Source organism: Stenotrophomonas sp. FW305-C-20-S1, assembly GCF_058783335.1.
In genome coordinates, this window is record NZ_JBYTEK010000006.1 from 1 (window position 1) to 21,279 (window position 21,279).

At 67.9% G+C, this 21,279-nt stretch carries 19 protein-coding genes; 18 read left to right on the forward strand and 1 reads right to left on the reverse strand.

Going from position 1 to position 21,279, the window contains the following annotated elements:
- Positions 1-110: 110 nt before the first annotated feature.
- Positions 111-863, reverse strand: coding sequence for a Crp/Fnr family transcriptional regulator (locus AC3WTC_RS04625; protein ID WP_080148951.1), 753 nt, complete (start codon positions 861-863; stop codon positions 111-113).
- 139 nt (positions 864-1,002) lie between these two features.
- On the opposite strand from AC3WTC_RS04625, the gene hisS reads away from it, so the two are divergent.
- The 18 genes from hisS (at position 1,003) to AC3WTC_RS04715 (ending at position 21,274) form a co-directional block, all read left to right on the forward strand.
- Entirely contained in the window at positions 1,003-2,400 is a 1,398-nt protein-coding gene (gene hisS / locus AC3WTC_RS04630; RefSeq protein WP_025874842.1) for a histidine--tRNA ligase, read from the forward strand.
- 23 nt (positions 2,401-2,423) lie between these two features.
- Positions 2,424-2,693: a hypothetical protein gene (locus tag AC3WTC_RS04635; protein WP_059064072.1), complete on the forward strand. Its 270-nt coding sequence runs from the start codon at positions 2,424-2,426 to the stop codon at positions 2,691-2,693.
- Between the two features lie 163 nt (positions 2,694-2,856).
- Positions 2,857-3,165, forward strand: a complete 309-nt coding sequence (locus tag AC3WTC_RS04640; protein WP_025874839.1) for a YerC/YecD family TrpR-related protein — start codon at positions 2,857-2,859, stop codon at positions 3,163-3,165.
- 35 nt (positions 3,166-3,200) lie between these two features.
- On the forward strand, positions 3,201-4,112 hold the full coding sequence (gene hisG, locus AC3WTC_RS04645) for an ATP phosphoribosyltransferase (protein WP_033830971.1): 912 nt from the start codon (positions 3,201-3,203) through the stop codon (positions 4,110-4,112).
- The gene (gene hisD, locus AC3WTC_RS04650; RefSeq protein ID WP_080148950.1) at positions 4,109-5,404 is read left to right on the forward strand and encodes a histidinol dehydrogenase; all 1,296 of its coding nucleotides are present in this window, start codon (positions 4,109-4,111) and stop codon (positions 5,402-5,404) included. The genes hisG and hisD overlap by 4 nt, the downstream gene beginning before the upstream one ends.
- On the forward strand, positions 5,401-6,495 hold the full coding sequence (gene hisC, locus AC3WTC_RS04655; protein WP_080148949.1) for a histidinol-phosphate transaminase: 1,095 nt from the start codon (positions 5,401-5,403) through the stop codon (positions 6,493-6,495). The genes hisD and hisC overlap by 4 nt, the downstream gene beginning before the upstream one ends.
- The gene (hisB, locus tag AC3WTC_RS04660; RefSeq protein WP_025874831.1) at positions 6,492-7,565 is read left to right on the forward strand and encodes a bifunctional histidinol-phosphatase/imidazoleglycerol-phosphate dehydratase HisB; all 1,074 of its coding nucleotides are present in this window, start codon (positions 6,492-6,494) and stop codon (positions 7,563-7,565) included. Before hisC ends, hisB begins: the two co-directional genes overlap by 4 nt.
- Complete coding sequence (gene hisH, locus AC3WTC_RS04665) at positions 7,562-8,164, forward strand: imidazole glycerol phosphate synthase subunit HisH (RefSeq protein ID WP_025874829.1); 603 nt, start codon at positions 7,562-7,564, stop codon at positions 8,162-8,164. The genes hisB and hisH overlap by 4 nt, the downstream gene beginning before the upstream one ends.
- The gene (gene hisA / locus AC3WTC_RS04670) at positions 8,161-8,895 is read left to right on the forward strand and encodes a 1-(5-phosphoribosyl)-5-[(5-phosphoribosylamino)methylideneamino]imidazole-4-carboxamide isomerase (RefSeq protein ID WP_080148948.1); all 735 of its coding nucleotides are present in this window, start codon (positions 8,161-8,163) and stop codon (positions 8,893-8,895) included. Before hisH ends, hisA begins: the two co-directional genes overlap by 4 nt.
- The gene (gene hisF, locus AC3WTC_RS04675; RefSeq protein WP_492710770.1) at positions 8,889-9,665 is read left to right on the forward strand and encodes an imidazole glycerol phosphate synthase subunit HisF; all 777 of its coding nucleotides are present in this window, start codon (positions 8,889-8,891) and stop codon (positions 9,663-9,665) included. The genes hisA and hisF overlap by 7 nt, the downstream gene beginning before the upstream one ends.
- Positions 9,655-10,275 (forward strand): bifunctional phosphoribosyl-AMP cyclohydrolase/phosphoribosyl-ATP diphosphatase HisIE, encoded by a 621-nt coding sequence (gene hisIE / locus AC3WTC_RS04680; protein ID WP_492710772.1) that lies wholly within the window; start codon positions 9,655-9,657, stop codon positions 10,273-10,275. The genes hisF and hisIE overlap by 11 nt, the downstream gene beginning before the upstream one ends.
- 159 nt (positions 10,276-10,434) lie before the next feature.
- Positions 10,435-12,024, forward strand: coding sequence for a calcineurin-like phosphoesterase C-terminal domain-containing protein (locus tag AC3WTC_RS04685; protein WP_032975528.1), 1,590 nt, complete (start codon positions 10,435-10,437; stop codon positions 12,022-12,024).
- A 54-nt stretch (positions 12,025-12,078) separates the two neighbouring features.
- Positions 12,079-12,363 carry a hypothetical protein gene (locus AC3WTC_RS04690; protein ID WP_025874818.1) on the forward strand — a complete coding sequence of 95 codons (285 nt, stop codon included), beginning with the start codon at positions 12,079-12,081 and terminating at the stop codon, positions 12,361-12,363.
- An 84-nt stretch (positions 12,364-12,447) separates the two neighbouring features.
- Positions 12,448-13,470 (forward strand): glucokinase, encoded by a 1,023-nt coding sequence (locus tag AC3WTC_RS04695; RefSeq protein WP_025874816.1) that lies wholly within the window; start codon positions 12,448-12,450, stop codon positions 13,468-13,470.
- A gap of 52 nt (positions 13,471-13,522) precedes the next feature.
- Positions 13,523-14,521: a glycosylasparaginase gene (locus tag AC3WTC_RS04700; RefSeq protein WP_059064083.1), complete on the forward strand. Its 999-nt coding sequence runs from the start codon at positions 13,523-13,525 to the stop codon at positions 14,519-14,521.
- A complete protein-coding gene (locus AC3WTC_RS04705) occupies positions 14,518-15,249 on the forward strand; it encodes a copper homeostasis protein CutC (protein WP_080148944.1) in 732 nt (243 codons plus the stop codon). The genes AC3WTC_RS04700 and AC3WTC_RS04705 overlap by 4 nt, the downstream gene beginning before the upstream one ends.
- 380 nt (positions 15,250-15,629) lie before the next feature.
- Positions 15,630-18,587 carry a TonB-dependent receptor plug domain-containing protein gene (locus AC3WTC_RS04710; RefSeq protein WP_059064080.1) on the forward strand — a complete coding sequence of 986 codons (2,958 nt, stop codon included), beginning with the start codon at positions 15,630-15,632 and terminating at the stop codon, positions 18,585-18,587.
- A gap of 185 nt (positions 18,588-18,772) precedes the next feature.
- Entirely contained in the window at positions 18,773-21,274 is a 2,502-nt protein-coding gene (locus tag AC3WTC_RS04715) for a heavy metal translocating P-type ATPase (RefSeq protein ID WP_080148942.1), read from the forward strand.
- Positions 21,275-21,279: the final 5 nt, after the last annotated feature.

Genomic DNA, 21,279 nt, shown 5'->3' on the forward strand with positions numbered 1-21,279 from the left:
GGTCACCAATGGATCATGGTAGTGCCGGCCGCTGGCCGGCAATCGCAGAGGTCACCAATCCATCATGGTAGTGCCGGCCGCTGGCCGGCAAGCCGATACTGATCGGGCGCTCAGCCCCGCACGTCACCGGCCAGCGTGCGCAGGCCATCCTCGTCGAGGATCTCAACCACGTTCAGATGGGGCAGGGCGATCAACCCCTGCTGGCGCAGCTTGGTGAACGTGCGGCTGACCGTCTCCATCGTCAGGCCCAGATGATCGGCGATGTCGCCGCGGCCCATCGGCAGGGAGACGCGCAGGCCATCTCCGCCCAGCTTGGCCTCGCGCGCGGCCAGGCGAAGCAGGAAATCAGCGAGTTTTTCCGCCGGTTGCAGGCGTGCCAGCGCCAGCGCGGCATCCTGTGCGGCGTCCAGCTCCTGGCAGGCGCGCTGCAGCAGCTTGCGCTCCAGGTGCGGATAGCGGGCGCGCAGGCCCTTCATCTGCGGCAGGGCAACGCGGCACACGCGGCTGTCGGCGATGGCCTCGATGTCGTAGCGATGGTGGTCGCTGCCGCTCAGGCCCAGGTAATCGCCAGGCAGCACGAAGCCATTGATCTGGCGACGGCCATCGGCAAGCGTGCGCACCAGCCGCAGCGCGCCACCGGTCAATGTATAGACATGCTGGCGCTCTTCGCCGCTGCGGGCGAGGGTGCTGCCCATCGCCAGCTGCTGCGACACGGTCACCTGTTCCAGCGCCTGCACCTCATCGGGCGACAGCGCAGAGCACACCGCCAGGTGGCGTACCGAGCAGTGCAGGCAGTCCAGCGTGGCGCAGGACGGCGCGGCGGGGTCGTTGGTGGCGGGCGGAGCGCCGGAAGGCCGGGACATGTTGCGTGGGCGTATCGCGGGCGGGGGAGGGCTTTATGATACTTCAAGCGGCCGTTGGACCCCTTATCTGCGGCTGAGCGATGCGGGGCGCTAGAATGTCGCCCCCTCCCACGTCCCCGATTCCGCAGGAGCTCCGCCCGTGATCAAGCCCCGTACCCCGCCCGGCACCCTTGAACTGCTGCCGCGCGAGCAGATTGCGTTCCAGCGCATGCTGGACGTCATCCGCCGCAACTACGAGCGCTTCGGGTTCCTGCCGGTGGAGACGCCGGTGTTCGAGCTGTCCGATGTGCTGCTGACCAAGTCCGGCGGCGAGACCGAGCGCCAGGTGTATTTCGTGCAGTCCACCGGCGCGCTGGCCAACGCTGCTGAATCCGGCGATCGTTCGCTGCCGGAGATGGCGCTGCGCTTCGACCTGACCGTGCCGCTGGCGCGTTACGTGGCCGAGCACGAACACGAGCTGACCTTCCCGTTCCGCCGTTACCAGATGCAGCGCGTGTACCGCGGCGAGCGCGCCCAGCGCGGCCGCTTCCGCGAGTTCTACCAGTGCGACATCGACGTGATCGGCAAGGACAGCCTGAGCGTGCGTTACGACGCCGAAGTGCTGGCGGTCATCCATGCGGTATTTGCCGAACTGCGCATCGGTGACTTCAGCATCCAGTTGAACAACCGCAAGCTGCTGCGCGGCTTCTTCGAAAGCCTGGGCGTGGCCGAGGGTGAACGCCAGCTGGCAGTGCTGCGCGAAGTGGACAAGCTGGACAAGCGTGGCCCCGACTACGTGCGCGAGACGCTGGTGGGCGAGGGCTTCGGCATTCCGGCCGAACAGGTCGAGAAGATCCTGGCCTTCGTCGCCGTGCGTTCGCAGGGTCATGCCGATGCGCTGGCACAGCTGGCAGCACTGGAAGACGGTGCGGGTTCCTCGGAGATCCTGCGTGCCGGCGTAGCCGAGCTGCGCGAAGTACTGCAGCTGGTGCAGGCACTGGGCGTGCCGGAAAGCGCGTACTGCCTGAACTTCTCCATTGCACGTGGCCTGGATTACTACACCGGCACGGTGTACGAGACCACGCTGACCGACCACCCGCAGATCGGGTCGATCTGTTCCGGTGGCCGTTATGAAGACCTGGCCAGCCACTACAGCAAGTCCAAGCTGCCGGGCGTGGGCATTTCCATCGGCCTGTCGCGCCTGTTCTGGCAGCTGCGCGAAGCTGGCCTGATCGAGGGCATCGAGGCCAGCAGCGTGCAGGCGCTGGTGGCGCTGATGGACGAGCAGGGCATGCCGCAGTCGCTGGACATCGCCCGCCGCCTGCGCGCCGGTGGCATCAACACCGAAGTGCAGATGGAGCCGAAGAAGATCGGCAAGCAGTTCCAGTACGCGGCCAAGGCCGGTATCCGTTTCGTGGTGCTGGCTGGCGAAGACGAGCTGGCGCGCGGCGTGGTGGCGGTGAAGGACCTGCTGCGCGAGCAGCAGTTCGAAGTCTCCCGTGATGAACTGGCCAGCACCCTGCAGGTGGAACTGGAGCAGTCGCGGGTCATGCCGTGACGCGTGCCGCTGCAGGAACACTGATGCTGTTCCTGCTGGCGGCATGCCAGAGCGATCCGGCGTTGCGCAGCACCCGGATCGGCCCTGCGAATTACCAGCTGGTGGCTGATCGCTGCCATGTGATGGATCGAGCGCAGCTTGAGCAGGATCTGCAGGCCCTTGCCGAGCGGGCGTGCCCGGGCCGGGCAGGAACGCTGCAGAACCTGCAGTCCCGTCCAAGCCGGCAGGGCAGCCTGTTCGGTGAATGCCTGCGGCGCGGCGCGCTGCAGGCAGAGGTCCGCTGCCTGCCCTGATCGAAGCCCTGTCCATTGCCGCATCCGAACGCCCACCGCCCGGTGGGCGTTTTCGTTTCCGCTGCCTGAACGGGCCTGGCGGAACCTGGCCGGGCTTTGACGTGGCGTGCAAGAATGCGTTAATGTACTAACACGCTATTACATTGATGCAAGAGCCCCGCCCGTGAAAGCCCGCCCCGACATAGCCGCCAAAGACCCGCAAGCCGATCTGGACGCCCTGGCCCAGGCCTTTGCCGCGCTGCGCGAGCCGGAGCAGGTGGTCGCCTTCCTGCGTGACCTGTGCACGCCAGCCGAGCTGGAAGCCATGGCCGACCGCTGGAAGGTGGTGCCGCTGCTGCAGCAGGGCGTGCCCTACCGCGAGATCCACGAGCGCACCGGCGTCAGCGTGACCACCACCGGACGGGTGGCACGCACGCTCGAGCATGGCCATCGAGGCTATGCCGCCGCTGTCGACCGCCTTGCTTCGCGCTGATCCGCGCCCCCGTTCCAGACTTCGAGACCTCCCCCATGAGTGCAACCCAGGCAGCGCCGGCGCGAGACCGGCTGCGTATCGCCATCCAGAAGAGTGGCCGGCTGGCCGAGCCCGCCCGCAACCTGCTCAGTGCCTGTGGCCTGAGCTGGCGCGAGAGCCGCGACAAGTTGTTCTGCTACGGCGAATCACTGCCGGTGGACCTGCTGCTGGTGCGCGACGACGACATTCCCGGCCTGATCGCCGATGGCGTCTGCGACCTGGGCATCGTCGGCCGCAATGAACTGGACGAACAGGCGGCCGCGCGTCGCCAGATCGGCCTGGCCGATGCCTACCAGGCATTGCGTGGGCTGGGCTTTGGGCAGTGCCGCTTGATGCTGGCGGTGCCGGAAGACTGGCAATGGCAGGGGCCGGCACAACTGGCCGGTACCCGCATCGCCACCAGCTACCCGGCGATCCTCAAGCAGTGGCTGGCCGCGCAGGGCGTGGATGCACAGGTGGTGGAACTGTCCGGCTCGGTGGAGATCGCGCCGCGCCTGGGCACCGCCGACCTGATCTGCGACCTGGTCTCCAGCGGCGCCACGCTGCGTGCCAACCAGCTTACCCCGGTGCACAACCTGCTCGACAGCGAAGCCGTGCTGGCCGGTGCGGTACGCGTTCCCGATGATGCGCGCGGCGCGCTGCGCAGCATGCTGCTGCGCCGCCTGGACGGTGTGGTGCAGCGGCAGGACCGCAAGCTGCTGATGTTCCGCGCCAGCGAGGACCGCGTCGACGCGTTGTCGCAGCTGCTGGCCGATGCCGAACCGTTGGTGCGTTTGCCTGCCGATGGCGGTGCATTGCGCTTGCAGACCATGTGCCCCGGTCCATTGACCTGGCAGCGCATGGAAGAACTGGAGCGCGCCGGCGCCCAGGGCCTGATGGTACTGAGCGTGGAGCGGTCGCTGGCATGAATCGTCTGATCTGGTCGCAACTTGACGAGGCCGCACGCAGCGCGGCGCTGACCCGCCCGGTGCAGACCGTGGCGCAGCAGACCCGTGATGCGGTGGCCGCGCTGATCGCGCAGGTGCGCACGCAGGGCGACGCCGCGCTGCGCGCGATCACCGCGCGCTTCGATGGCGTGGATCTGCAGGATTTCGAAGTTTCCGCAGCCGAGTTCGCAGCTGCCGACGCCGTGGTGCCGGCCGAGCTGCGCCAGGCCATGGTGGAAGCGGCCGAACGCATCACCCGCTTCCACGCGGCCGGCATGGGCCAGGGCTATACGGTGGAAACCGCGCTGGGCGTGGTCTGCGAGCGCATGCTGCGGCCGATCGGCCGGGTTGGCCTGTACGTGCCGGCCGGTAGTGCGCCGCTGCCGTCCACCGCGCTGATGCTGGGCGTGCCGGCGCAGTTGGCCGCTTGCCCACAGGTGGTGCTGTGCACCCCGCCGCGTGCCGACGGTACGGCCGATCCTGCGGTGCTGGTGGCCGCGCGCCTGACCGGTGTGCAACGCGTGTTCAAGCTGGGTGGTGCGCAGGCGATCGCGGCGATGGCCTATGGCACCGAAAGCATCCCGGCCAGCGACAAGCTGTTCGGGCCGGGCAACAGTTTCGTCACCGAGGCCAAGCAGCAGGTGGCACAGGACGGTGCCGCCGCCATCGACATGCCGGCCGGTCCCTCGGAAGTGCTGGTGATCGCCGATGCCGGTGCCAACCCTGCATTCGTTGCCGCCGACCTGCTGTCGCAGGCCGAGCACGGCCCGGATTCCCAGGTGCTGCTGCTGACCGATGATGCGGCGATGCTGGCCGCCGTCGAGGCCGAAGTTGAGCGCCAGGTGGCCCTGCTGCCGCGGCAGGACATCGCCCGCCAGGCGCTGTCGGCATCGCAGTTGATCCAGGTGGAATCGCTGGCCGATGCGTTTGCGATCAGCAACCGCTACGCCCCCGAACACCTGATCCTGGCCCTGCGCGAACCGCGCGCGTGGCTGGACCAGGTGCAGGCGGCCGGTTCGGTGTTCCTCGGCGACTACACGCCGGAAGCACTGGGTGACTACTGCAGCGGCACCAACCACGTGCTGCCCACCGCCGGTGCCGCACGCGCCTACAGTGGCGTCAGCGTGGCCAGCTTCCAGAACCTGATCAGCGTACAGAGCGCGACCGCTGCTGGCCTGGCCGCGATCGGTGGCTGCGCGCGCATCATCGCCAGCGCCGAAGGGCTGGATGCGCACGAACGTGCGGTGGCACTGCGCATGGAGGTGGCCGCATGAGCGCGGACATTGACGGCGTGCTGGCCCTGGTACGGCCGGACCTGCAGGCCTTTGCCGGCTACAGTTCGGCGCGCAGCAGCGCTGTGCAGGGCGAGGTGTGGTTGAACGCGAACGAATCGGCGTGGGCCAACCCGGCCGACGCCACGGGCGGCTGCCGCCGCTACCCGGAACCGCAACCGGGTGCGCTGCGTGATGCGCTGGCGTCGCTGTACGGCGTGCAGCCGCAACAGCTGCTGGTAGGCCGTGGCAGCGACGAGGCGATCGATCTGCTGGTGCGCGCCCTGTGCGTGCCGGGCCGCGATGGCGTGCTGGTGACGCCGCCGGTATTCGGCATGTACGCGGTCTGTGCGCGGTTGCAGGGTGCGCCCTTGATCGAGGTGCCGCTGATTGACGATGGTGAGGGCCTGCGCACGGACCTGGATGCGGTTATTGCCGCTGCGAAGGGGCAGGGCGCCAAGCTCGTTTTCCTGTGCGCGCCGTCCAATCCTGCCGGCAGCGATATCCCGCTGGCGGAGATCGAGCGCGTGGCCGTTGCCCTGCGCGGGCAGGCGCTGGTGGTGGTGGACGAGGCCTATGTCGAGTACGCGCAGCGCGCTTCGGCGACCACGCTGCTTGCCGCGCACGCCAACCTGGCGGTGCTGCGCACGTTGTCCAAGGCGCACGCTCTGGCCGCCGCGCGTATCGGCACCTTGATCGCCGCGCCGGAGCTGATTGCCGTGCTGCGCCGCTGCCAGGCGCCGTACCCGGTGCCGACGCCGTGCGCCGAGCTGGCCGTGCAGGCGCTGCAGCCGGCCGCGCTTGCGCGCACCGCTGAGCGGGTAGCCACGGTCATCACCGAGCGCGAGCGCCTGCACCACGGCCTGCAGGGCCTGCCTGGCATCGGCCGGGTATACGCATCGGCCGGCAACTACCTGCTGGTCCGCTTTGCCGATGCGCAGGTGGCGTTCGACGCGCTGCTCGCTGCCGGCGTGGTGGTGCGCGACCAGCGCGCCGCACCGCAGCTGGGCGATGCACTGCGTATCAGCATCGGCAGCCCCGAAGAGAACGACCGCGTGCTTGCGGCCCTGTCGGCACGGAGGGCCGCGGCATGACGCCGATCCTGTTCATCGACCGCGACGGCACCCTCATCGAGGAGCCGGCGGATTTCCAGATCGACGCCTACGAGAAGCTGCGCTTCGTGCCGCAGGTGATCCCGGCGCTGCTGAAGCTGCGCGATGCCGGCTACCAGTTCGTGATCGTCACCAACCAGGATGGCCTCGGCAGCGAGAGCTACCCGCGCGCCAGCTTCGATGGCCCGAATGACCTGATGCTGCAGATCTTCGAAAGCCAGGGCATCGTTTTCCGTGACGTGCTGGTCGACTGCAGCTGGCCGCACGACAACGCGCCGACGCGCAAGCCGGGCATCGGCCTGATGACGGCCTACCTGCAGGACCGCAGCATCGACTGGGCGCGCTCGGGCATGGTGGGCGACCGCATCACCGACCTGCAGTTCGCCGACAACCTCAACATCCGTGGCTTCCAGCTGCGCACCGAACAGTTCGGCGGCGAGTGGGACTGGCCGGGCATCGCCCACGCACTGGCCGATGCACCACGCACGGCGGTGGTCCAGCGCAATACCAAGGAGACGAAGATCCGCGTCGAACTGGATCTGGATCGTGCCGGCGATGCGCACATCCACACCGGCCTGCCGTTCTTCGACCACATGCTGGAGCAGATCGGCAAGCACGGCGGTTTCGCCCTGGACATCCGCGCCGAGGGCGATCTGCACATCGACGAACACCACACCATCGAAGACACCGGCCTTGCGCTGGGCCAGGCCCTGCGCGAGGCGCTGGGCGACAAGCGCGGCATCGGCCGTTACGGCTTTACCCTGCCGATGGATGAAACCCTGGCCAGCGCTGCGCTGGATTTCAGTGGCCGCCCGTATTTCGTGTTTGAAGGCGAGTTCAAGCGCGAGCGCGTGGGCGACATGCCGACCGAGCTGGTCCCGCACTTCTTCCGTTCGCTGTGCGATGCCAGCGGGCTGAACCTCAACCTGCAGGTGCGTGGCGACAACGACCACCACAAGGTTGAAGCCTGCTTCAAGGCCCTGGCACGTGCACTGCGGCCGGCACTGGCGCGGCAGGGAACCGCCTTGCCGACCACCAAGGGGGCGCTGTGAGCGAGGTCGTGCTGATCGATGCCGGCGGTGCCAACCTGGGTTCGGTGCGCTACGCATTGGAACGGCTCGGTGCGACGGTGAAGCTGGTCCGCGATGCCGAAGGCCTAGCCGGCGCGCAACGGGTGATCCTGCCCGGCGTCGGCGCGGCCGGCCCCGGCATGCAGCGCCTGCATGCGCAGGGCCTGGTCGAGCCGCTGCGCCAGCTGCAGGTGCCCTTGATGGGCATCTGCCTGGGCATGCAGCTGTTGTTTGATCGCTCCGAAGAGGCCGGCGTGGATACGCTGGGATTGATCCCCGGCGTGGTGCGCAAGCTGGTGCCGGCCTGTGGCATCCGCGTGCCGCACATGGGCTGGAACCGGCTGCTGCCGCTGCGCCCGTCGCTGCTGCTGCAGGGGGTTCCCGAGCGCGCCAGTGCGTATTTCGTGCACAGCTATGCCGCGCCGCTGAACAGCCATACCGTCGCCGCCTGTGATCACGGCGGCCTGTTCACCGCCGTGGTCGAGCAGGGCCGCTACTTCGGCGCCCAGTTCCATCCCGAGCGGTCCGGCGATACCGGTTCGCTGATGCTGCGCAATTTCCTCGAGGGCACCGCTGCATGAGTTTCATCGTCTACCCCGCACTGGATATCCGCGACGGCCGCGTCGTGCGGCTGCGCCAGGGCGACTACGCGCAGGAAACCCACTATGGCGACGACCCGCTGCCGCGTGCGCAGGCATTCGCCACGCAGGGCGCACAGTGGATGCACCTGGTCGATCTGGATGCCGCACGTGCCGGTGGCTACACGTTGGCGCCGCTGTTGGCCGCGATCCGTGCGCAGACCCCGCTGCAGGTACAGACCGGTGGCGGCGTGCGTGGCCGTGACGACGTGGCACGCATCCTCGATGCGGGTGCCATCCGCGTGGTGATCGGCTCACTGGCGGTGCGCGAGCCGGCGCAGGTGATCGGCTGGCTGGGCGAGTTCGGCCCGGAGCGGCTGACCATCGCGCTCGATGCACGGCAGGACGCGCAGGGGCAATGGCAGCTGCCGGTGCATGGCTGGACCGAGAACGCGGGGGTGACCCTGGATGCGCTGGCCGAACGCTATGCACAGGCCGGCATGCGTCACCTGTTGTGCACCGACATCGCCCGCGATGGCATGCTGGCCGGGCCCAACATCAGCCTGTACCGGCACCTCGCAGCGTTGCTGCCGGGCGTGGCGATACAGGCGTCAGGCGGTATCCGCGATGTGGCCGACGTGGCTGCGGCACAGGCCGCCGGTTGTGGCGGCGCGATCCTCGGCAAGGCATTGCTGGAACAGCGCATGGACCTGGCGGAGGCGCTGGCATGCTGAGCCGCCGCATCATTCCGTGCCTGGACGTGCGCGATGGCCGCGTGGTCAAGGGCGTGCGTTTCCGCGATCACGTCGACATGGGGGACATCGCCGAACTGGCGCAGCGCTATCGCGACCAGGGCGCCGACGAGCTGGTGTTCTATGACATCGGCGCCAGCCCGGAGGCACGGTCGGTGGACGTGGCCTGGATCGAGCGCATCGCGCGCCTGATCGATATCCCGTTCTGCGTGGCCGGCGGCATCGACAGCGTAGAGACCGCGCGTCGCGTGCTGTTCGCCGGTGCGGACAAGATCTCGATCAACTCACCCGCGCTGGGCCGCCCGGCACTGATCAGCGAACTGGCCGAAGAATTCGGCGTGCAGTGCGTGGTGGTCGGTGTCGACTCGGTACGCGAGGACGACGGCCAGTGGCGCGTGCGCCGTTTCAGCGGCGACCCGGACAAAACCCAGGCAGTGCCGCTGCGCACGCTGGACTGGATCGTCGAGGCGCAGCGCCGGGGTGCCGGCGAGATCGTCCTGAACTGCATGGACAGCGATGGCGTGCGCCGTGGCTATGACGTCGAGCAGCTGCGCCAGGCACGTGCGCTGTGCCAGGTGCCCCTCATCGCATCGGGCGGTGCGGGTACGATGGAGCACTTCGCCCAGGCCTTTGACCAGGCCGACGTTGACGGTGCGCTGGCGGCCAGCGTATTCCACAGTGGCGCCATCGCCATTGCCGACTTGAAGCGCTACCTGCGCGAGCAGCAGATCGAGGTGCGGGATGTCTATTGATGTGCGGCCGTCGCCGCAGGCGCTGGAAACGCTGGACTGGGACAAGGGCGATGGGTTGCTGCCGGCCGTTGTGCAGGACGCCGACACCCTGCAGGTGCTGATGCTGGGTTACGTCAGCGCCGAGTCGCTGGCAGCGACGCTGGCCATCGGCCACATGACCTTCTTCAGCCGCAGCAAGCAGCGTCTTTGGACCAAGGGCGAGCAGTCCGGCAATGTGCTGGCGGTGCAGTCGATCAGCGTCGATTGCGATGCCGATACGCTGCTGGTGCTGGCGCGCCCGGCAGGCCCGACCTGCCACACCGGCGCGGAAAGCTGCTTCGACGGCGCACCGAAGGACTTCCTCGGTGGCCTGGACCAGCTGGTCGCCGTGCGTGAGGCGCTGCGCCCCTCCGGCAGCTATACGACGTCCCTGTTCGAAGGCGGCATCCGCCGCATCGCGCAGAAGGTGGGCGAGGAAGGCGTGGAGATGGCGCTGGCCGCGGTGGCGCAGGACGATGAGGCCTTGCTGGGCGAGGCGTCGGACCTGCTGTACCACCTGCTGGTGCTGCTGCGCGCGCGCGGGCTGTCGCTGGAAGATGCCCGCGACGTGCTGGAAAAGCGCCATCGTTAGAGGTGCGGCAGCGCCGGCTGCTGGCCGGCAACCCGATGATCAAGGGACGCCTGGTGGAATGCCGGCCAGCGGCCGGCACGACAGGAAAAGCGGCAATCGCGTGCGCGATGTCATCGCCGGAATCTACAATAGGCGGTCTCTTTTTCCCGGACCGCCCCCATGAAACTGCCTGCCGCCTGGCTGTGCTGCCTGTTGCTGACCTCGCCGGCCTGGGCCGCCGATACCGTGGTCAGCGGCAAGGTCTATCTGGAGCGTGACGGCAAGCCGGGCCGCGGTGCGACCGATCCAGGCCTGGCCGGCGTGCAGGTGTCCAACGGCGAAACCATCGTCAAGACCGCCGCCGACGGCAGCTACAGCCTGCCGGTGCGTGACGGGCAGACGGTCTTCGTGATCAAGCCCGATGCCTATTCCTTCCCGAAGGCTGCCGACGGCCTGCCGTCGTTCTGGCGACACTACCGGCCGAATGGTTCGCCGGCGCTGAAGTACGGTGGCATCGCCGCGACCAGTGACGTTGCCCGCAACTGGGACTTCGCCCTGCAGAACGACCGGCATGACAGCCGCCGTGGGTTCCAGATGCTGGTGTTCACCGACTCGCAGACCGCCAGCCTGCAGGACATCGGCTACTACCGGCAGTCCATCGTGGCGCCGCTGGTGGGCCAGACCAAGGCCCGCCTGGGCACCACGCTGGGCGACATCGTCAACGACGATCTGACCCTGTACCCGGCGATCAACAAGGTCACCACCGAACTTGGCGTGCCGTGGTTCCACGTACCCGGCAACCACGACCTGGATGTCGACGCGGCCAATGATGCGCATTCGCTGGACAGCTGGCGCAACATCTACGGCCCCGATACCTATGCAGTGGAAGAGGGGGGCGCCAGTTTCGTGTTCCTCGACGACGTGGTGTACGACCCCAACGCCAAGCCCAGGTATGTGGGTGGCCTGCGCGAGGATCAGTTCGCTTTCCTCGCTGCCTACCTGAAGGGCCTGCACAAGGACCGTCTGCTGGTGCTGGGCATGCACATCCCGCTGTTCGATGCGGCACCGGGGCGCGAGACTTTCCGCCATGCCGACCGCCAGCGCCTGTTCGACCTGCTGAAGGACTTCCGCAACGTGCTGGTGCTCAGTGGCCACAGCCACACCCAGCAGCACGTCTACCACGGCAAGGCTGACGGTTGGCAGGGCGCCAGGCCGCTGCACGAGTACAACGTCGGTGCCAACTGCGGTGCGTTCTGGTCAGGCGTGAAGAATGCCGCCGGCGTACCGGACAGCACCATGAGCGACGGCACGCCGAAGGGCTATGCGCTGCTGGACGTGGCCGGCAACGGCAGCTATCGCCTGCAGTACCGGGTGGCCGGTGCGGCCGCCAGCGAGCAGATCGGCCTGCATGCACCGAAGGTGCTGCGCAAGGGCGCGTACCCGGCGTGGGGCATCTATGCCAACGTGTACATGGGCGAGGACGCCAGCGTAGTCGAGTACCGCGTCGATGGCGGCGCCTGGCAGCCGATGAAGCAGGTCAGCCAGCCTGATCCGCGCCTGCTGGTGGAGAACGTGGCCGACGACCTGGCTTCCACGCTGCGCGGTTACGACCGCTCGCCGGAAGCCACCGCCTCGCCGCACCTGTGGCGTGGCGCGTTGCCGACCGACCTGGCCGTGGGCAGCCACAAGGTCGAGGTGCGCTCCACCCAGCCCGATGGTGCGGTGTTCACCGCCAGCACCAGCTACAGCCTGCAGACCGCGCAGCCCTGAGCGCGGGCGCGGGCCGGGCTTCGATCACCAGCTTCCATCACGAAAGGACGCAGCATGGATATCCGCTTCATGGCCGGCACCACGCCGGTCACCCTCAGCCGCCACTGGTTTACCGGCGCGATGATGCTGCAGAGCGCCAGCGAGAAGGTCTGGGTGCAGCATCCGCTGCATCCGGGCACGCACTTCTCGTTCTCGCTGGTACAGTCGTGGCAGCGCCATATCGCCGGCCATGAAGTGCTGGTGGAGCGGACCCGGCCGCTGCTGTTCGCCGGGTTCCGCCCGCAGCGCCTGCGGGTGCTGGTGGATGGCGTGCAGGTGGCCGAGCAGGAAGGCATGTGACCCGGGCGGCGCTGTCGCCGCGCTAGGCAAAGGCCGTCCGATGCCTGAGAATCGGCACGATTCAATCGATCCAAGCAGGCCAGCGTGAACGTTGCAGCAGTGTCCCCGGCGCCATCCGAGTCCGCCCGCAGCGGCGTCCCCCGCAGCCTGGTCGTCGCCGATGTCGGCGGTACCTTCGCCCGTCTTGCGTTGGCTGAGACCCTGCCGGGGCAGGCGCCGCGGCTGGGCAGCTACCGCACCTACGCCTGCGCCGACCACCCCAGCCTGGCGGCGATCCTGGCCGATTTCACCGCCAGTCTCGGCCAGCCGATGGCCAGTGCGGTGGTCGCCATCGCCGGCCTGCTCGACGGCGATACCCTGATCAATGCCAATCTGCCGTGGACGGTGTCGTTGTCGGCGACGCGCCGCGAGTCGGGCCTGCCCGACCTGCAGCTGATCAATGATTTCGAAGCAGTGGCGTTGGCCATTCCCTACCTGCAGGCCGACACGCTGGTGCCGCTGAATGGCGATGCCGATCCGGCCAAGACCTTCCCGGCACTGGTGCTGGGGCCGGGCACCGGCCTGGGCGCCGCGTTGCGCTTCGCCGATGGCGAGCGCCCGGTGCTGGCCAGCGAGATCGGCCACGCTGCGTTGGGCGCCGGCAATGCGCTGGAACTGCATGTGCTGGGCCAGCTGCTGCAGCGCTGGCCGCATGTGGACAACGAACGCGTGCTGTCCGGCAGCGGCCTGATGAACCTGTATCCCTGCCTGTGCGAAATGCGCGGCGTGGCTCCGCAATGGACCAGCACCGAAGCGCTGATCGCGGCTGCGCGGCAAGGCGACGACGCGCTGGCAGTGGAAACCCTGCAGGTGTTCTGCGCCTGGCTGGGCAGCCTGGCCGGCGACGCGGCGATCGCCGTAGGCGCGCGCTCGGTGTACCTGGCCGGCGGCATTTCCACCCATGTGCAGGACTTCCTGGCCGACGGCCGTTTCCGTGAGCGCTTCCTCAACAAGGGGGTGCTGACCGACGTGCTGCGCCAGGTGCCGGTGTGGCGGGTCGAACATGGCCAGCTGGGTGTGCTCGGTGCCGCAGCCTGGCACGCAGCGCGGACCCCCGCGCACGATTGATCGGCGCTGCCGGCATCGGGCCGGCGGGCGCAGCATGCAGACGGAGGCGAAGATGGTGGATCGCAGGCAGTTTTTGCAGGCCGGTGCACTGGCCGCAGGCGTGGCAGCGTTGCCGGCGGTGAAGGCGCGTACGCACGGTGGCGCCAAGGTGGTCTCGACCTGGGACTTCGGCGTGCCGGCCAACCAGGCCGCGTGGAAGGTACTGGCGCAGGGCGGCAGTGCGCTGGATGCGGTGGAAGCCGGTGCACGCTGGGCCGAAAGCGAGCTGTGCAATCCCACCGTCGGCCATTGTGGCAACCCGGACCGCGACGGCGTGCTGAGCCTGGACGCCAGCATCATGGATGGTGACGGCCGCTGTGGCGCGGTTGCTGCGCTGGTCGACATCCTGCACCCGGTGTCGGTGGCCCGCAGGGTGATGGAGAACAGCCCGCATGTGCTGCTGGTGGGCGAGGGCGCCCAGCAGTTCGCCGTGCAGCAGGGCTTCCAGCGCCAGCACCTGCTGACGCCGAAGGCCGAAGCGGCCTGGCGTGAGTGGCTGAAGACCGAAAAGTACGCGCCGCAGATCAATGCCGAGCGCCGCGGTCTTCCCGGCAACAGCGACAACCACGACACCATCGGCATGCTGGCACTGGACGCCAAGGGCAACCTGGCCGGTGCGTGCACCACCAGCGGCATGGCCTGGAAACTGCACGGCCGGGTCGGCGACAGCCCGATCATCGGCGCTGGCCTTTACGTGGACAACGACGTGGGCGCGGCCACCGCCTCGGGTGTGGGCGAAGAAATGATCCGCAACGCGGCCTCGTTCCTGGTGGTCGAGCTGATGCGCCAGGGCCGTTCGCCGGCACAGGCCTGCCGCGAAGCGATCGACCGGGTGGTGCGCAAGCGCCCCGAGGCCAGCCGCACGCTGCAGGTCTGCTTCCTTGCCATGAACAAGCAGGGCGAGGTGGGTGCCTATGCACTGCATCGCGGCTTCGTCTACGCGGTGTGCGATGCGCAGCGCCAGGACGACCTGCGCGACTCACCGTCGATCTATACGAGCACGCAGGCGTGAACGCGCGCCTGACGCTGGAGATCGCCAGCAATTCGGTGGCTTCGGCGTTGGCCGCGCAGGCCGGTGGCGCAGATCGCATCGAACTGTTCGACAATCTTGCCGAAGGCGGTACCACGCCGTCGTTTGCCAGCATCGCCATCGCCCGCGAGCGCCTGGCAATTCCGTTGTTCGTGCTGGTGCGGCCGCGTCCGGGGGATTTCCACTACGACGCGCTGGAAACCGAGCTGATGCTGCGCGACATCACCCAGTGCCGCGCGCTGGGCTGCGATGGCGTGGTGATCGGTGCGCTGGATGCGCAGGGCGATATCGACCTGCCGCTGTGCCGCGAACTGCTGCGCGCGGCCGGCCCGTTGCAGGTGACCTTCCACCGTGCCTTCGATGCCGCGCGCGATCTGCCGGCGGCGCTGGAGCAGGTGATCGGGCTGGGCTGCCAGCGGGTGCTGACGTCCGGCGGCCAGGCCAGCGCCGACGCCGGTGCCGATGTACTGGCCGCGCTGGTCGCGCAGGCGGCCGGCAGGATCAACGTCATGGCCGGCGCAGGGCTGGGCCCGGGCAACATCGCCGCCGTGGCGCGGAAGACCGGCTGTCTCGAACTGCATGCCTCGGCCAAGGGGCAACGACGTTCGGCCATGCAGTTCCAGAACCCGGCCCTGCGCGGGCTGGACCCGGACTGGAGCCAGACAGACACCGCCACGGTGAGTGCGCTGCGGAAGGCGCTCGACGGCTGACCGAATCCGCCGGGCATGGCCCGGCGCTACCGGGGCGGGTCCGCACCGCGATGGGTGCATCCGCGGTAGCGCCGGGCCATGCCCGGCGAACGCGCAACCCGATCACGGACAAAACCGTTCTGCGCGCGACTGTCGTGATCGTGTCATCGACATCTGTGCTGCTTCCATAACTATGTCGTGCAACCCATTGATTCATCTGCAGCCCAACAGGCAACAACGACGTGTGTCGCGTGGATGCTGCATCGCCGCATGCTGCGCATGGTTCAGCTGTGCTTTAGTTTGGATCGATCCACAGGGGAGGGCGGTCGAATCGAGATGGATCGATTCAACGCCCGGGATCGCCATCCGACCGCGCGTCCACCATCCAAGAGCAACCACCCATGGCTCAGTCCGTCCGCAACCGCCGTCATCTGCTGTCCCACGCCCTCGCCCTGGCCCTGCTGCCGTTCGCCGCTGGCGCACAGGACGCGGCCCCGTCGCCCACCAAGGATCTTGATGCGGTCACCGTCACCGGTTCGCGCATCAAGCGTGCCAGCGTCGAGGGCCCGGCCCCGGTCAACGTGATCAGCGCCGCACAGATCCAGAAGGAAGGCTTCGTCACCGTCTACGACGCACTGAAGACCCTGACCGAGGCGACCGGCACGGTCGAGGCGGCGTCGCAGTGGGGCTCGCACACCCCCAACGCGAGCGGCCTGAACCTGCGCGGCATGGGCCCCAACCGCAGCCTGCTGCTGGTCAATGGCCGCCGCGTGGCCGACTATCCGCTGCCCTATGGCGGCGAGACCAATTTCTCCAACTACAGCAACATTCCGGCGGCGGCGGTCGAACGCATCGAAGTGCTGACTGGCGGCGCTTCGGCGATCTACGGTTCAGACGCCATCGCCGGCGTGGTCAATGTCATCCTCAAGACCAACTACGACGGCGACGAAGTGCGCGTGCGCGGCGGTACCTCCACCGAAGGCGGGCGTGACACCTGGGATCTGTCCTGGGCGGGCGGCAAGACCGGCGACAACTGGAGCGTGACCTACGCCCTGCAGTACACCAAGCGCGATCCGTTGTTCGGCCGCGACCGGCCGCAGATGGACGACGCCGACGATGCGCTGTACCCGTCCTGGAACATGGAGCAGCGCAAGGTCGGCTTCCGTCCCACCGCTGGCTTGGCGTTGATCGACCCCAGCAACGGCCAGCGCCTGGCGCCGCCGGACGGCACCTGCGAGAAATTCGCTGGCGAGTACTACACCGCCGACCGCCTGGTCTACAACTACAACGCCAATACGGTGAGCAACACCGGCCGCCTCTGCGGCATGAGCGCCGACTACGCCAACTGGCTGTTGACCGGAGGATCGGAGAACCTGTCGGGCAACCTGTATGCCACCTTCGATTTCGGCAACGATCTGCAGGCCTGGAGCAACCTGGCGGTATACCGTTCCGAAGCGATCTGGGGCACCAATCCGCCGAGCGTGTCGCTGATCGACGATGCCAACGGTTACTACTGGGATGCCAACCGCAATCGCCCGGTGCTCGGCGTGCGCCAGTTCACCCCGAACGAAGTCGGTGGCCTGGACACGCTGCGCAATACCAACCGCGAGTTGTCGTGGGATATCAGCGCAGGCCTGCGCGGGCGCCTGGCCGATCGTTTCGATTGGAGCGCCACGGTCGGCCGTTCCTACTACCGCGTTGAGGAGCGGCAGAACGTGGTCGACGAGCAGAAGTCGTACGACTTCTTCCTCGGCCCACGGCTGGGCACCACCGGCGATGGCGAGGCGATCTACGCCTTGAACGAGTCGCGCTGGTGGAACCCGATCACCCCGGACCAATACTGGCAGATGGGCACGGTAGCGAAGAACCGGGCGTCGTCCTACGTCAACCAGGCCTCGGCCGACATCACCGGTGAACTGTTCCAGGGCTGGGCCGGGCCGATCTCGTTCGCCGCGGTGGCCGAAGTGGCCAAGCAGGGCTATCACCTCAGCCCGGACCCGCGCGCGGGCATCGATTTCGATCTGCAGAACGTCGATCGCGGCGGTGGCGAGCGTACCCGCTACTCGGCCGGTGTCGAATTCAAGATCCCGTTGGCCGACAGCCTGATCGCCACCGCGGCGGCACGCTACGACCGGTACGGCAGCTACAAGGCCGACGGCGGCGGTGAAGCGCTGGATATCGGCAGCCAGAAGGAAACCACCTGGAACGCCGGCCTGGAATGGCGGCCGTTCGAGTCGCTGCTGGTGCGCGGTTCCTACGCGACCAGCTTCCACGCGCCGGACATGCACTACCTGCTGGGCCAGGCCAGCAGTTCCGAAGTGCTGACCTACGACCGCCTGCGCTGCATCGAGAGCGGCGCTTATCTGGTCAACAACTGCGGCGTGGGCAATACCGATGTCTGGTACGCGTTCGACGTGAACCGCCGGGGTACGCCACTGCTGCGCTCGGAAACCGGCGATTCGTGGACGGTCGGTTTCGTGTGGGACGTGCTGCCGAACCTGTCGATGAGCGCTGACTACTGGGCGATCAAGCTGGAAGACATGATCGTCGACGTCGGTGCCGACGAAGTGCTGGCGAGTGAGGCCGGCTGCCTGACCGGCAAGAACATGGACGGCACGCCGTGGGCGAACCCGGCAGGTGAGGCTTACTGCGCCGGCATCCTGGCCCGGGTGAACCGTGACGGCAGCGGCCGGCTGGTGTCGATCGAGCGCGGGCCGTTCAACCTGGCCAGCCGCGAAGTGCGCGGCATCGACCTGAGCGCGCGCTACCGGCTGGAGACGGCCGCATGGGGCAGCTTCCAGCTGGGGGTGAACTACACCAACCAGATTTCGACGAAAGAACAGCGTTACGCCAACGATCCGAACCCTGAGCGTCGCGACCGTGACCTGCGCAGCAAGCTGCGCGCCAGCCTGGCGTGGCAGGGTGGCAACTGGAATGCGAACGTGTATGCCGACCGCATCGGTTCAGTGCCGGGCGTGCGCTACCACTGGGGCACCGACCGCCTGGACAACCCCGGCGGCTGCCTGCCGTTCGCCGATGGCTACGTGCCCAGCGACAGCCCGTCGCTGAACTGCCTGGAACCCGCCACGCGCCCGGATGGATCGGCCAATCCGAACCCGAACGCGGGGCAGCAGACGGCGCGCTACTACGGGCGGGTGGGGCCATTCATTACCTGGAACTTCAACGTCGGCTACCAGGTGACCGAGTTCATGAAGGTCAATCTGTACGTGAACAACGCTTTCAATGCGACCAGCTGGAACCACAAGGACCCGTACAAGGTGGACTACGATTTCGCGCCGACCCGCCTGCTGGGTGCGGTGGGACGCGAGTTCGCGCTGGAGTATGTGTTCACGTTCTGAGGGAAAGGCGGCGCCGGGCATGGCCCGGCGCCAGCCACGATTTGACGGGCAGCCACGCATGGCGTGGCTCTACTGGGCGCGCGGGATGGGTGGGTCGTTGGCGGGGTGGGGTGGATTTGACCTTCCCACGATGGCAAGGTCTAGGCTGGTCACCATCCTCCAGATGGAACCAGGGAAACCAGGCCATGAGCACCTCCAGCCCCACAGCCGTCCACGAGACGGCTTCCACCATCAGCCTGCCGATCGAAGGCATGACCTGCGCCAGCTGTGTTGGCCGCGTTGAAGCGGCCCTGGCCAAGGTCGAGGGGGTCGCCAGCGTGTCGGTCAACCTGGCCACCGAGCGCGCAGACATCCGTTCCTCTGGTCCGGTCGACCGCGATGCGCTGATCCAGGCAGTAGAGAAGGTGGGCTACGAAGTACCCGCCGCGACCACCGAACTGGCCGTGGAAGGGATGACCTGCGCGTCCTGCGTCGGCCGCGTGGAGCGCGCGCTGCTGGCCGTACCGGGCGTCAGCCACGCCAGCGTCAACCTGGCCACCGAGCGTGCGACCGTGCGCGGCGTTGCCGGCATCGATGCACTGGTGGCGGCGATCGACAAGGTTGGATATGCGGCGCGCGCGATCGATGGCGGTACCCAGGTCGACGAGGAAGCGGCGGAAAAGAAGGATGCCGAGCGGGTGGCGCTGAAGCGCGACCTGATCCTGGCCAGCGTGCTGGCGGCCCCGGTGTTCGTGCTGGAAATGGGTTCGCACCTGATCCCCGGCATGCACCATTGGGTGATGTCCACGATCGGCATGCAGGCCAGCTGGTACCTGCAGTTCGTGCTGACCACGCTGGTCCTGGCCATTCCCGGCCGGCGTTTCTACCAGAAGGGCTTCCCGGCGCTGCTGCGCCTGGCGCCCGACATGAACTCGCTGGTGGCGGTGGGTACCGCGGCGGCGTTCGGTTATTCGGTGGTGGCCACCTTCATCCCGCGCCTGCTGCCGGCGGGCACGGTGAATGTCTACTACGAAGCGGCGGCGGTGATCGTCGCGCTGATCCTGCTCGGCCGGTTCCTGGAGGTGCGCGCGAAAGGCCGTACCTCGGAGGCGATCAAGCGCCTGGTCAACCTGCAGGCCAAGGTGGCGCACGTCAGCCGCGAAGGGCGCATCGTCGATATCCCGATCAACGAGGTGCTGCTGGGCGATCTGCTGGAAGTGCGTCCGGGCGAGCGCGTGCCGGTGGATGGTGAGGTGGCCGAGGGTCGCAGCTACGTCGACGAATCGATGATCACTGGCGAGCCGATCCCGGTGGAGAAGTCGGCCGGCAGCAGCGTGGTTGGCGGCACCGTCAACCAGAAGGGCGCGCTGACCCTGCGTGCGACGGCGGTAGGTGGGCAGACCATGCTGGCGCAGATCATCCGTCTGGTTGAACAGGCACAGGGTTCCAAGCTGCCCATCCAGGCCGTGGTCGACAAGGTGACGCTGTGGTTCGTGCCGGCGGTGATGCTGGCGGCCCTGGCCACCTTCCTGGTGTGGCTGATCTTCGGACCGTCGCCGGCGCTGACCTTCGCGCTGGTCAACGCGGTGGCCGTGCTGATCATCGCCTGCCCATGCGCGATGGGGCTGGCCACGCCGACCTCGATCATGGTCGGCACCGGCCGTGGCGCCGAGATGGGCGTGTTGTTCCGCAAGGGCGAGGCGCTGCAGCTGTTGAAGGACGCCAAGGTGGTGGCGGTGGACAAGACCGGCACCTTGACCGAAGGTCGCCCGCTGCTGACCGATCTGGAAATCGCCGACGGTTTCGATCGTGCGCAGGTACTGGCGCGGGTGGCCGCGGTGGAGTCGCGCTCGGAGCATCCGATCGCCCGCGCCATTGTCGAGGCGGCGACGGAGGAGGGCATCGCGTTGCCGGCGATGATTGATTTCGAGTCGGCGACCGGCATGGGCGTGCGTGCCAGCGTCGACGGTGCGCGGGTGGAAGTGGGTGCCGATCGCTTCATGCGTTCGCTGGGCGTGGACATCGGCATGTTCGCTGCGCTGGCCGACCGCCTCGGCAACGAAGGAAAGTCGCCGCTGTATGCCGCCATCGATGGCCGCCTGGCGGCGATCATCGCTGTCTCCGATCCGATCAAGCCGAGTACGCCGGCCGCCATTGCCGCCCTGCACCAGCTGGGTCTGAAGGTGGCCATGATTACCGGTGACAACGCCGCCACCGCGCAGGCCATCGCCCGCCAGCTCGGCATCGATGAAGTGGTGGCCGAGGTGTTGCCCGAAGGCAAGGTGGAGGCGGTGCGCCGGTTGAAGGCGGCTTACGGGCAGATTGCGTTCGTCGGTGATGGCATCAACGATGCGCCGGCGCTGGCCGAGGCCGATGTGGGCCTGGCGATCGGCACCGGCACCGATGTCGCGGTGGAGTCGGCCGACGTGGTGCTGATGTCCGGCAACCTGCAGGGCGTGCCCAATGCCATCGCGCTGTCGAAGGCGACCATCGGCAACATCCGCCAGAACCTGTTCTGGGCCTTCGCCTACAACACCGCGTTGATTCCGGTCGCGGCGGGTGCGCTGTACCCGGTATGGGGCGTGCTGCTGTCGCCGGTGTTCGCCGCCGGTGCCATGGCCCTGTCCAGCGTGTTCGTGCTCGGCAATGCGCTGCGCCTGCGGCGCTTCCAGGTGCCGATGGTCGAGGCGTCCCATGCGGCCCAGTAAAGGAG

Excerpts from the sequence above, each read along its gene's own strand:
- hisF (WP_492710770.1), top strand. The coding sequence starts at position 8,889 with ATGCTGAGCCGCCGCATCATTCCGTGCCTGGACGTGCGCGATGGCCGC.
- hisD (WP_080148950.1), top strand. The coding sequence starts at position 4,109 with ATGAATCGTCTGATCTGGTCGCAACTTGACGAGGCCGCACGCAGCGCG.
- AC3WTC_RS04685 (WP_032975528.1), top strand. The coding sequence starts at position 10,435 with ATGAAACTGCCTGCCGCCTGGCTGTGCTGCCTGTTGCTGACCTCGCCG.
- hisG (WP_033830971.1), top strand. The coding sequence starts at position 3,201 with ATGAGTGCAACCCAGGCAGCGCCGGCGCGAGACCGGCTGCGTATCGCC.
- AC3WTC_RS04625 (WP_080148951.1), bottom strand. The coding sequence starts at position 863 with ATGTCCCGGCCTTCCGGCGCTCCGCCCGCCACCAACGACCCCGCCGCG.
- AC3WTC_RS04715 (WP_080148942.1), top strand. The coding sequence starts at position 18,773 with ATGAGCACCTCCAGCCCCACAGCCGTCCACGAGACGGCTTCCACCATC.
- AC3WTC_RS04635 (WP_059064072.1), top strand. The coding sequence starts at position 2,424 with ATGCTGTTCCTGCTGGCGGCATGCCAGAGCGATCCGGCGTTGCGCAGC.
- AC3WTC_RS04710 (WP_059064080.1), top strand. The coding sequence starts at position 15,630 with ATGGCTCAGTCCGTCCGCAACCGCCGTCATCTGCTGTCCCACGCCCTC.
- hisIE (WP_492710772.1), top strand. The coding sequence starts at position 9,655 with ATGTCTATTGATGTGCGGCCGTCGCCGCAGGCGCTGGAAACGCTGGAC.
- hisA (WP_080148948.1), top strand. The coding sequence starts at position 8,161 with ATGAGTTTCATCGTCTACCCCGCACTGGATATCCGCGACGGCCGCGTC.
- hisB (WP_025874831.1), top strand. The coding sequence starts at position 6,492 with ATGACGCCGATCCTGTTCATCGACCGCGACGGCACCCTCATCGAGGAG.
- AC3WTC_RS04690 (WP_025874818.1), top strand. The coding sequence starts at position 12,079 with ATGGATATCCGCTTCATGGCCGGCACCACGCCGGTCACCCTCAGCCGC.
- hisC (WP_080148949.1), top strand. The coding sequence starts at position 5,401 with ATGAGCGCGGACATTGACGGCGTGCTGGCCCTGGTACGGCCGGACCTG.
- AC3WTC_RS04700 (WP_059064083.1), top strand. The coding sequence starts at position 13,523 with ATGGTGGATCGCAGGCAGTTTTTGCAGGCCGGTGCACTGGCCGCAGGC.